The sequence below is a fragment of the Bacillota bacterium genome (assembly GCA_023511835.1).
GTDB lineage: Bacteria > Bacillota > Sulfobacillia > JAIMAT01 > JAIMAT01 > JAIMAT01.
In genome coordinates this window covers 1-10990 of record JAIMAT010000066.1, presented here as the reverse complement: position 1 = coordinate 10990, position 10990 = coordinate 1, and the positions used below count along the sequence as shown (strand labels likewise).

General features: G+C 75.1%; 10 protein-coding genes. 7 read left to right on the top strand and 3 right to left on the bottom strand.

What is annotated here, in order from left to right:
* From K6U79_09115 to K6U79_09090, 6 genes are all read left to right on the top strand, one after another.
* Positions 1-838, top strand: an 838-nt coding sequence (locus K6U79_09115) for an ROK family protein (GenBank protein ID MCL6522511.1), incomplete at its 5' end; no start/stop codon positions are given.
* Between the two features lie 13 nt (positions 839-851).
* A complete protein-coding gene (locus K6U79_09110; protein ID MCL6522510.1) occupies positions 852-1943 on the top strand; it encodes an SIS domain-containing protein in 1092 nt (363 codons plus the stop codon).
* A 38-nt stretch (positions 1944-1981) separates the two neighbouring features.
* The gene (locus K6U79_09105; protein MCL6522509.1) at positions 1982-3298 is read left to right on the top strand and encodes an extracellular solute-binding protein; all 1317 of its coding nucleotides are present in this window, start codon (positions 1982-1984) and stop codon (positions 3296-3298) included.
* Between the two features lie 178 nt (positions 3299-3476).
* Complete coding sequence (locus K6U79_09100) at positions 3477-4247, top strand: sugar ABC transporter permease (protein MCL6522508.1); 771 nt, start codon at positions 3477-3479, stop codon at positions 4245-4247.
* Positions 4248-4299: 52 nt separating this feature from the next.
* Positions 4300-5148 (top strand): carbohydrate ABC transporter permease, encoded by an 849-nt coding sequence (locus K6U79_09095; GenBank protein ID MCL6522507.1) that lies wholly within the window; start codon positions 4300-4302, stop codon positions 5146-5148.
* Positions 5149-5162: 14 nt separating this feature from the next.
* Entirely contained in the window at positions 5163-6176 is a 1014-nt protein-coding gene (locus K6U79_09090) for a carbohydrate kinase family protein (GenBank protein MCL6522506.1), read from the top strand.
* A 72-nt stretch (positions 6177-6248) separates the two neighbouring features.
* Here K6U79_09090 and K6U79_09085 read toward each other — a convergent pair whose 3' ends face one another.
* The 3 genes from K6U79_09085 to K6U79_09075 form a co-directional block, all read right to left on the bottom strand.
* Positions 6249-7847, bottom strand: a complete 1599-nt coding sequence (locus K6U79_09085) for a hypothetical protein (protein ID MCL6522505.1) — start codon at positions 7845-7847, stop codon at positions 6249-6251.
* Positions 7844-8614, bottom strand: coding sequence for an ABC transporter ATP-binding protein (locus K6U79_09080; protein ID MCL6522504.1), 771 nt, complete (start codon positions 8612-8614; stop codon positions 7844-7846). The genes K6U79_09085 and K6U79_09080 overlap by 4 nt, the downstream gene beginning before the upstream one ends.
* Positions 8615-8712: 98 nt before the next feature.
* Positions 8713-10236, bottom strand: a complete 1524-nt coding sequence (locus K6U79_09075) for a copper amine oxidase N-terminal domain-containing protein (GenBank protein ID MCL6522503.1) — start codon at positions 10234-10236, stop codon at positions 8713-8715.
* Between the two features lie 175 nt (positions 10237-10411).
* Here K6U79_09075 and K6U79_09070 point away from each other — a divergent pair.
* On the top strand, positions 10412-10990 hold a 579-nt coding region (locus tag K6U79_09070; protein MCL6522502.1), incomplete at its 3' end, for a class II aldolase/adducin family protein.

Sequence of the window (10990 nt, the reverse complement as noted above, 5' to 3'; positions counted from 1 at the left end):
GGCGGTCTACGCCCAGCTGACCCGCCTGGTCGACCGCCTTCTGGCCGCGGCGGCCGAAGGCGGCGTGCGGGTCTGGGGCCTCGCCGTCTCCGTCCCGGGCGTGGTCGAGCGGCCGAGCGGCGCCGTCGACCTGGCGCCGGCCGTGGGCTGGAGGCCCTTCCCGCTGGGCGAGCGGCTGGCCGACCGGTACCGGCTGCCCTGCCACCTGGTCAACGACGTCAACGCCGCCCTCTGGGGCGAGCTCTGGAAGGGGCTCGCCAGCGAGCAGGCGCACGTCTTCGCCCTCAAGATGGGGACGGGCGTCGGCGCCGCCGTCGCCTTCCACGGCCAGGTCTACGAGGGCGTCCACGGTGCTGCCGGCGAGCTGGGCTACCTCCTGCCCTCGCCGGAGGCGCTGGGCCGCGAGGAGGCGCCGCCGGCACCGCGGGGCTTCGGCCCCTTCGAGGACAGCGTCTCGGGGAGGGCGCTTTTGGAGCGGATCCGCGCCCTCGACCCGGACCCGCCGGACGACCTGCCCGAGCTCTTCCAGCGCGCCCGCCGGGGCGAGCCCCGCGCCGCCGGGCTGGTGGAGGAGGCGGCGCGCTGGTTCGCCTGGCTGATCCTCAACAGCGCGCTCCTCCTCGATCTCGAGGAAGTGGTGCTGACCGGCGGCCTCTCGCGCGACCCCTGGTTCGTGGGGCGCGTGGAGGCGCTGGTCCGCGGCGCCGGCATCCGCCCGCTCCGCCTGCGCGTCTCCGCGCTCCAGGGGCGCGCCTCCATCCTGGGCGCGGTGGCCGGCCTCTTCGAGAGCGGCCGCGAGACGCTCTCCTTCTTCCCGCAAGGACTGCCGGTCCTCTGACCGGCGCGGAGGGATGTGGGCCATGGACGCCTTCGAACGTGCGATCCGCGAACAGGGCGAGGTCTTCGCCCAGGCGCTTCCGGCCCTGGCGGGCGCGGTCGCGGCGACGGGGTCCGTGCTGCGCCGCTGGGGAGAGGACGGCGGGCGGCGCGGGCCGCTCTGGATCGCGGGCATGGGCAGCTCCTTCCACGCCGCGGTGGCGGGCGCCGTCGCCTTCCAGCGCCGCGGCTGGCCGGCCTTGGCCGTCGAGGCCGCCGAGCTCCTCCACTACGGCCTCGGGGCGGTGACGCCCGAGAGCCCCGTGCTGCTGGTCTCGCAGTCGGGGGAGAGCGCCGAGGTGGTCGCCCTGCTGGAGCGGCTCCGCGGTCACGAACGCCTGCTCGGGGTGACCAACGAGGCGGGCTCCACCCTGGGGCGCGAGGTCCCGCTCGTCCTTCCCCTGGCGCTCCCCCCCGACGGCGGGGTGGCCGTCAAGACCTTCGGCTGGAGCCTGGCCGCCCTGGTCCTGCTGGCGGAGGAGGCCGCCGGCGGCGCGCGCGAGGCCGGCGTCGGCGCGGCCGCGGGCGGGGCGCGGGCGGCGCTGGAGGAGGCGGTGGAGCACCTCCGCCGCGACGGGGAGGCGCTCTTCGCGGCCGCCCGCGCGGCCGTACAGCTGTTCGAGCCGGGCCGCACGCCGGTCTTCGTCGGGCGCGGCCCGGCGCTGGCCACCGCCGGCCAGGCCGCCCTCACCTTCCAGGAGGTGCTGGCCCGGCCGGCCCTGGCCATGGGCGCGGGCCAGTTCCGCCATGGTCCCATGGAGCTCTTCGGCGGGGAGGTGGTGCTGGCGGCGGTGGCGCGGGGGTCGACGGCCGACCTGGTCCGCCGGCTGGCGGGCGAGGCCGAGACCTCGGCCTGCCCGGTGCTGCTGCTGGACGAGGGGAACGGGGTGGAGTGGGCTCCCACCGAGGCGGGCGACGGCTACCTGGAGGTGCCCGCCCTGGCCGACGAGCTGGCGCCGCTCTACGACGTGGCCTTCTTCCAGGCGCTGGTCGGCGCCCTGGCCGCGCGGGAGGGGAGGACGCCCGGGCAGTTCCAGTTCGCCGACCCGGTGACGCGCGAGGAGTGAAGAGAGGGTTGGGCAGTTCCGAAGGGAGGGGAGGAGAGGTGCTCACCAGACGAAGGACGGCGGTCGTCGCCCTGCTGGCGGCCCTGGCCATCGGCCTGGGCGCCTGCGGCGGCTCGACCTCCGGCGGTTCGACGGCGGGCGGCCAGGGCTCCGGGATGCAGCCCGCACAGCAGACGGTGACGCTGCGGCTCCTGACCATGAAGCAGGCTGCCTACAGCGACCAGGACGTGCAGGCCATGGCCAAGGGCTTCGAAGAGACGCACCCCGGCGTCCAGGTGGACATCACCTTCGTGCCCTACGAGTCGCTCCACGACAAGATCACGGCCGACCAGGCCTCCGGCAGCGGCGTCTACGACGTGGTCCTGATCGACGGCATGTGGACCGGCGAGTTCGCCCGCGCCGGCTTCATCCGGGACGTGACCGACCGCTGGACCCCGGCCATGCAGTCCGGCATCTTCGAGTCGTCCAAGGACATCGTCCGCTTCAACGGGCGGCTCTACGGCGTGCCCTGGATCAACGACACCAAGTTCCTCTTCTACAACAAGCAGATGCTGGCTCAGGCCGGCATCCAGCAGCCGCCCAAGACGTGGGAGGAGCTGCTGGCCGACGCCCGGCTGCTGAAGCAGAAGGGCATCGTCCAGTACCCCATCGCCTGGAGCTGGGCGCAGGCGGAGGCCGTCATCTGCGACTTCGGGCAGCTCATGTTCTCCGAGGGCGGCCACTTCCTGGACGAGAAGAACCAGCCCGCCTTCCAGACGGACGGGGGGCTCCAGGCGCTCCAGTTCATGGTGCAGACGCTGAAGGACGGCCTGAGCAACCCGCACTCCATCTCCTACCTGGAGGATGACGTGCGCCAGGTCTTCTCCCAGGGCCAGGCGGCCTTCGCGCTCAACTGGACCTACATGTACGCCCTGGCCAACGATCCGAAGCAGTCCAAGGTGGCGGGGCAGGTGGGCGTGGTGCCGACGCCCGCCTTCAGCGGCAAGCCGGCGGTGGGGATCAACGGCGGCATGGGCCTGGCCATCACCAAGTCCTCCGCCCATCCCGACCTGGCCTGGCAGCTGATCGAGACCATGTCCAGCGAGCCGGTGGAGAACAAGTACGCCGCGCTCTCGCTGCCCATCTGGAAGGACTCCTACCAGCAGCAGAGCGTCATCGCCACCGGCCCCGAGCTGGTCCAGGCGGCGGAGAGCCAGTTCGCCCGGATGGAGAGCCGGCCCAACGTGCCCTGGTACAACCAGATGTCCACCGAACTCCAGAAGGACATCCAGTCGGCGCTCTTGATGCAGGCGACGCCCCAGCAGGCGCTCCAGCGCGCCGCCGACTTCACGCGCCAGCTGGCGCAGCAGCAGTAGTCCGGGCAGGCTCGGGGGAGCGGACGGTCCCCGGCGGGGGACCGTCCGCCCGGGCCGTGGCGAGGAGGCGGATGGCCGCGTGTCGCGGCGCGAGGCGAGGCTGGCCTGGGCGCTGATCGCGCCCAGCCTGGTGGTCATCCTGGGGGTCGTCCTCTACCCGCTCCTGGAGAGCCTCCTCATGAGTCTCCACGAGTGGAACCTGACGATGCCCCGGCACCCCTTCGTGGGGCTGGCCAACTACGCGCAGATCCTGGCCACGCCCTCCTTCTGGCAGGCCATCGGGCGGACGCTCTACTTCACCCTGGTCTCCACCGGGCTGGAGCTGCTGCTGGGGCTGGCCATCGCGCTCCTGCTCAACCGCCCCTTCCGCGGGCGGGGCCTCCTGCGCGCCCTGGTGCTGCTGCCCTGGGCGCTGCCCACGGTGGTCAACGGCATCATGTGGCGCTGGATCGACAACCCCGACTACGGCGCGCTCAACGCGCTCCTCACCCAGGCGGGCCTCCTCCACGCCTATCGGAACTGGCTGGGCAGCCCCTGGTCGGCGCTGAACATGGTCATCCTGGCCGACGTCTGGAAGATGACGCCGCTGGCGGCGCTCCTCCTCCTGGCCGGCCTCCAGACCATCCCGCGTGAGCTCTATGAGAGCGCCGCCATCGACGGCGCGGGCGGCTGGCGGCAGTTCCTCGGCATCACGCTGCCGCTTTTGCGCACCAGCATCCTGATTGTCCTGGTGGCCAGGACCATCGAGGCCTTCAAGGTCTTCGACATCATCTACATCATGACCCGGGGAGGCCCGGGCGACGGGACCATGACCATCGCCTACTACGCCTACACCCAGGCCTTCTCGAGCCTGCTCTTCGGCAAGGGCGCGGCCATCTCGTACCTGATCGCGCTCTTCATCCTGCTGCTCTCGGTGGGCTACGTACGCCTGCTGCGGCCCGCCCAGTGAGGCGCCGCCGGGCGGGACCGCCGCCGGAGGGACGGAGGGGGAGGGGTTGCAACTGCGCAAGCTTCTCGCGCCGCTCTTGACCTACCTGGCCGCCGCCGCCGTGGCGGTCTGGATCCTGGCGCCGTTCGCCTGGCTCCTCATCTCCAGCCTCTCGCCCAACGTCGACCTGCTCTCGCGGCCGCTCCACTGGATCCCGCGCCACCTGGACTTCTCGCGCTACGTCACCATCTTCACCTCCAGCGACCCGGTCTCCAGCGGGTACACCTTCCGCCGCGCGCTGGTCAACAGCTCGGTGGTGGCCTTCCTCTCCACGCTCCTCTCCATGGCGGTGGGCATCCTGGCCGCCTACGCCTTCGCCCGCCTCCGCTTCCGCGGCAAGGGGAGCCTGCGCCTGCTCTTCCTCGCCACGTACATGCTGCCGCCCATCGCGCTGGTGGTCGCCATGTACTTCATCCTCGGCCAGCTCCATCTGCGCGACACGGTCTGGGGGCTGGCGCTGGTCTACTCCTCGTTCATCACGCCCTACGTCATCTGGCTGATGAGCGGCTACTTCGAGGCGATCCCGGCGGAGATCGAGGAAGCCAGCCTGGTGGACGGCTGCACGCGGCTCGGCTCGCTGGTGCGCGTCCTTCTCCCGCTGGCGGTGCCCGGCCTGGTGACCACGGCCATCTTCTCCGTCCTGCTGGCCTGGGACGAGTTCCTCTACGCGCTCATCATGACCTCGAGCGTGGCCGCCAAGACGCTCCCGGTGGCCATCGCCGAGTTCAGCGGCCAGTACATGGTGGACTACGGCATGATGACGGCGGGCGGCGTGCTCGCCGCCATCCCGCCGGTGCTCATCTCCTTCCTGCTGCAGCGCTACATCATCTCCGGCCTGCTGACGGGCGCGGTCAAGGGCTAGCGAGGGGGTCGGCGGTGAGGAGCGACGGGAACGGCGTGCTGCTGGTGGGCCACCTGGGCGTCGACCTGGGGCTGGGGCCGCTCGCCTCGCTGCCCGCCTTCGGCCAGGAAGTGCTGGTCGACCTCCGCACCTCGCGCCCCGGCGGTCCGGTCACCAACTCCGGTGCCGTCTTCGCCGCGCTGGGCCTCCCCTGGGGCGCCGTCTCGGTGCTGGGCGCGGACGACGAGGGGCGCCGCGTGCTGGCAGCCCTGGAGGCGCTGGGCGCCGACCTGCGCGGCGTCCGGCTGCTGGCGGAGCGGCCGACCAGCCTCTCGCTCGCCCTCCTGCGCGAGGACGGCGAACGCGCCTTCGTCACCCATCTGGGCGCCTTCGCCACCCTGACCACGGCGCAGGTGGCCGAGAGCCTGGAGCGGGGGCGGTACCGCTGGCTCTTCCTCAACGGTACCTGCCTCCTGCCCGGCGCGCTCCTGGCGGAGCTGCCCGCGCTGGCGCGCCGCTTCCGGGCCGGGGGCGGCCGCGTGGCCGTCGACACCGGCTGGGACCCGGCCGGCTGGCCGCCCGAGCGGGTCGAGCTGCACCGCACGCTCCTGGCGGAGAGCGACCTCTTCTTCCCCAACCTGCTGGAGGCGGCCGCGCTGGCGGGCCTCCGGCCCTCCCCGGAGGCGGCGGCGGCCGGGCCGCGCCCCCTTGGCGTACAGGACCTCCGCGAAGGCGTCGAGGCGCTGCTCTCGGCCCTCGCCGCCCTCTGCCCGGGCGAGGTGGTGCTCAAGCTGGGCTCCGCCGGCTCGGCGCTCCGGCCGGCCGGCGGGGAGGAGACGCTCTACGCGCCCGCCACGGCCGAGCCGCTGGCCGACTCCACCGGCGCCGGCGACGCCTTCGACGCGGCCTACCTCTACGCCCTGACGCGAGGCCTGCCCGCTCCCCGGCGCCTGGAGTTCGCCAACCGGCTGGTGCCGGTCGCCCTCCGCTGGCGCGAGGCGCTGCGCCCGCACCATCTGGAGGAGCTCCGGCGTGCCTTCGGGCTCTGAGGCGCCCGGCGCGGTACGGCGGGCCGCGCTTCCTGCCGGAGACGGCAGGGCGGCGCTATCGCGGAAGGGAGCCTAGCCGCCTTCGCCCCGGTCCGCCGCCCCCGGCCCGGTGCGCCCGCCCGCACGCCACCAGAGGGCCGCCAGCAGGAGGTCGGCGAGGAGCGCCGCCAGGAGAGCGCCCGACAGCGAGCCCGCCTGGGCGCCCAGCAGGAGGACGGCGCCGAAGCCCAGGAGCCCCGCCAGCAGCTCGGCCTGCGCCCGCCCCGCCCAGCCGCCCAGCTCGCTCCCCAGGACGCCCAGGCCCTGCGAGAGAGCCGCCAGGAGCAGGAGCGCCCAGTAGAGGAGGAGGCTCAGGAGCGCGCCGGCCGCGGCGCCGAGCAGCGCGGCCAGCGGCGCGCCCAGGAGCGCCAGCACCAGGGCGGGGAGGAGGAGGCCGCCGGCCAGGAGCGCCGCGGGCCGCAGCGGGACGAGGCCGCGCAGGAAGGGCTCCTGCGCTTCCTCCAGCCCGTCGACCACGGCGCGCGGCGGGCGCACCAGCCAGAGGAGGAGCCAGGCCAGCCAGGCGCCGCGCGCCTCGGGCCGCATCACCAGGCCGGTGGCGCCCAGGAGCCAGCCGCCCGCGGCCAGCAGCCCCAGGAGCCGCCCCGGCTGGCGCAGCCAGCCGATCCCCACCCGCGCCGGCAGCGCCCACCAGCCCCGCGCCGCGGGCAGCCGCCCCCGCGGCCGAGCCGAGCGGAGCGCCAACCGCCGGCGCCACCGCTGCGCCACGGCCGGATCGAGCCAGCGCAGCGCCCGCATGTCGCCCGCCTCGAGATCGACCGCCGCCGCCTCGGCGGCCAGCCGGATGTCCATCGCCCCCGCCGCCGCCAGCAAGAGCGCGACCCCCGCCAGGTCCAGGAGCGCCAGGATGGCCAGCGCGCCGCCGCCCGCGGCCGCCGTCCCGTGCGCCGCCCCCACCGCCCGCAGGAAGAGCAGGCCGGGCCAGCGGACGCCCGGCCCCGGGGCGAAAGCGGAGGCGAGAGCCGCCGCCGGCACGAGCCAGAGGCCCGCGTGCACCGCCCGCCGGGCCGTGGCCAGCCGGGCCAGCCCGGCGGCCCAGGCCAGCGCCTCGGCGAAGAGGAGCAGGAGGAGCGCGCCCGCCGTCCCCGCCCAGGCGGCCGCGTAATCGCCCGTCAGCAGGACGGCTAACGCCGCGCCGGCCGGCGCCGCCAGGGCCCCGCGCTGGAGCAGCGTGCGCGCGAAGTCGACGGCCAGCCAGGCGCGGCGCGAGACGGGCGACGTCGCCAGCAGCGCCAGGTCGGCGGCGCGCATGGGGATCGGGCTGCGCACGAGCGCCATCCCCAGCAGGGCCAGCTGCCCCAGAAAGACGAGCCCCGGCACCAGGTCGGCCAGCACGGACCGGAGGAGGGGAGGGAGCGTCGCGTGCGCCTCCGCCGCGGCCGAGAGGAGCGCCTCCCAGGCCAGCACCAGCCAGGCGGCGAGCAGGAGGAGGACGTAGAGGCGGTAGACCCCGGCGAAGCCCCGCGCCAGGTCGCCTTCCTGGCCGAGGAGTCCCAGCACCCGGCCCCAATAGCGCAGCTCGGCCCGGGCCTGGCGTCCGCGCAACCCGAGAAGGAGGCGCAGCGGAGCGGGAGCCGCGCCGCCCGCGCGCCGCGTGCCGGCGGCGCTCACGGCCGCTCCCTTCGTGCGGCCCGGAGGGCCGCGCGGAGGACGGCGTCGGCGTCGGGCTCCTCCTCCGCCAGCCCGAAGCGACGGCCCAGCGCGGCGGGGCTGCCGTCGGCCAGCAGGTGCCCGCCTTCCAGGACGAGGAGGCGCGCCGGCCGGACGCCCTCGGGGAGGCGGTGGCTGGAGAGGAGGACGGAGCGCGGGCAACCCGCGGCCTCGCTGCCCGCCACGTAGGCCGCCAGCTCCTCCGCCAGCTCGGCGGCCGAGATGGGGTCCAGGGGCCCGAAGGGCTCGTCCAGCAGGAGGAGCTCCGGGCGGGCGACCAGCGCGGCGGCCACGGCCAGCTTGGTGCGCATGCCGTGGGAGAAGGCGTAGGGGTAGCCGTGCCGCTGCTCCCAGAGCGCCAGGCCGCGCAGGAGCCGCTCGGCCTCCGCCTGCCACTCCGCCTCCGGCCGGCGCCGCAGCCGGGCCACGAAGGCCAGGTGCTCCCAGGCCGTCAGCTCCTCGTAGAAGGGCGGGGTGTCGGGGACCAGGAGGACGCCCGAGCGGTAGGCGGTCTCGTCCTCTTCCAGGCGCCGCCCCCGGAGGCGCACCTCGCCCCCCTCCGGCCGCCGCCAGCCGGCCAGGCACTCCAGCAGCGTCGACTTGCCGGCCCCGTTCCGGCCCACCAGCGCCACCAGCTCGCCGCCGGCTAGGTCGAAGGAGACGCCGTCCACCGCCCGGTACGCGCCGTAGGCGTAGCGGAGATCGCGAACCTCCAGCAGCGCGGCCACCGCCGGTCACCACCTCCCGGGGACGCCGGCGATCCTAGCACCGGGCGGGCCCGTCCAGCCCGCCCGTCCCGCAGCGGCCGCCCCGAGCCCTCAGGAAGTCACCACTCCACGGTCACCGCCCGCGCCTGCGGATCCCAGCCGACCCGGGCGCCCAGGCTCTCGCCGACGAAGCGGACCGGTACGAAGGTCCGGCCCGCCACGATGACCGGCGGCACGTCCAGCTGGACCGGCCGCCCGTCGACCTGGGCGGTGGTGGAACCCACCACCAGGCGGATCTGGACCCCGTTGCCGGCGATGGTGACGGTCCGCGTCCCGGGCTCCCAGCCCACCTGGAAGCCCATCGCCTCGCTGACGAAGCGGACGGGGAGGAGCGTCCGCCCGCCGCGCACGAACGGCGCCGCCTCCAGCGTGAACGGCTGCCCGTCGCGCAGCGCCGTCCGCTGCCCGATCACCAGCCGGATCCGGTGCTGGAAGGAAGCGGGCCCACCCGGGCCGCCCGCCAGCTGCTGGAGGTCCACCTGAACCACACGCACCGCGCCCGTCCCGCCCCCCGGCGCCAGGAGGGCCACGTAGAAGCCCGTCCGGCCCGCGGTGTCCACCGCCTGCACCGCGGCGCCCAGGCGGCCGTCCTCCGTCCCGGCGAAGGAGGTGACGAGCCAGCTCCGGACCGCGACGCCCGGCGCCAGGAGGCCCAGGTCGAGCGTCTCCTGCGCCCAGCCCCCGGCCCCCTGCCGGTAGAGCGTCGCCTGCGTCCCGGCCGGATCGTAGTGCAGCGCCACCAGCTGCCCGCCGGCCAGCGCCAGCTTCCACTCGCCCTGGCCGTATGTTCCCGGGCTGCCCAGGTCGTCTCGGCCGCCGTCGGCGGCGACGCGCACCGCCTCTACTACGTCGGAGGGCTGGGGGGTGACCGGCCCCTCCTGCGCGCCCGGGCTCTGGATCTCCAGCGCGTAGAGGGCGTCGCCCAGCCAGGCCGCGGCCGCCAGGGCACCGGAGAGGCGGGGCGCCTGCGGCGCCTCCTCCGCCTTCTGCCAGCCCGCACCCGCCGGCTCGTAGTCGGTCACCAGGAAGCTGTGCGGCTGCCCGCTCGGCACCAGCACGCGTAGGTAGAGCTGCGAGCCGCTCGTCCAGAAGATGGTGTTGGGATCGAGCGCCCCGTCGCCGATCCGCGCCAGCGATCTGTCCAGCGGGCCGGCGTAGACGCTCCCGTAGTCGGGCGGGCTTCCTGCGCTCGAGGGAACCACCTCGAGCGCCAGCCAGCCCCTGCCGGTCGCATCCCAGGCCATCGCCGCCTGCTGCACGGTGCCGCTCGCGTCCGTGGCCGGCACGGGCAGCGAGGCCACGCGCTGCAGGTCGCCGGCGGCGTCGACGCGCGTCACCACCAACTGCGCACCCAGCCAGGAGAGCACGTAGAAGTCCGAACCGTGCGCGAAGAGCCAGCTCTGGACGGGCGGCCAGGCGTAGAGGGCCGAGGGCTGGTAGCCCTGGGCGCCGGCCGCGCCGGCGACCGGAAGGGCGCCGCCTGCCCAGGCCGGGGCGACGAGGAGCGCCAGCGCCAGCACCAGCGCGAGCGGGCGGCCGAGCCGGCCGCGGGGACGAGGCGAGAAGGATCCGCTGCTCCGCATCGGCACACCTCCTGTGGGGCGATCGGGTAGCTCTTCGGGGCTTTCCGCCCAGACCCTTCCATCGCTGGAAGCAGCCGACCACGCCGGCCTCCGGCAGGGAGCGCCGGCCCGCGCTGCGAAGAACCCGACCATCACGGCCCGGAGGTGGGGGGAGACGGAACCCTCGCAACAGGAAGTGCACGCCGCCCGCGCCGCCCTGGTCGACCACGCCCGGCGCCTGCTCCGCGACCGCCTCGTGACCGGCACCTCGGGCAACCTGAGCCTCCGCCTGGGCGAGGGCGCCGCCGCCCTCGTCGCCATCACCCCCAGCGGCGTCGACTACGAGCGCATGGAGCCCGACCACGTGGTGCTGGTCGACCTGGCCGGCAGGACGGTCGAGGGCGGGCTTTGCCCCTCCTCGGAGCTGCCCATGCACCTCGCCGTCTACCGCCGCCGCCCCGACGTGGCCGCCATCGTCCACACCCACTCGCCCTTCGCCACCACGCTGGCCGTCGCCGGCCGCCCCATCCCGCCCGTCCACTACACCATCGCCGCCCTGGGCGTCACCGAGGTGCCGGTCACCCCGCGCTACGCCCTCTACGGCAGCGAGGAGCTGGCCGAGCTGGCCGCCTCCACGCTGGGCGAGGGCCACGCCCTCCTCCTGCGCCAGCACGGCGCCCTCGCCACCGGCCGCTCGCTGGAGGAGGCCTACGCCCGAGCCCTCCTCGTGGAGCACCTGGCGGAGCTCGCCTGGCGCGCCGCCCTCCTCGGCCCC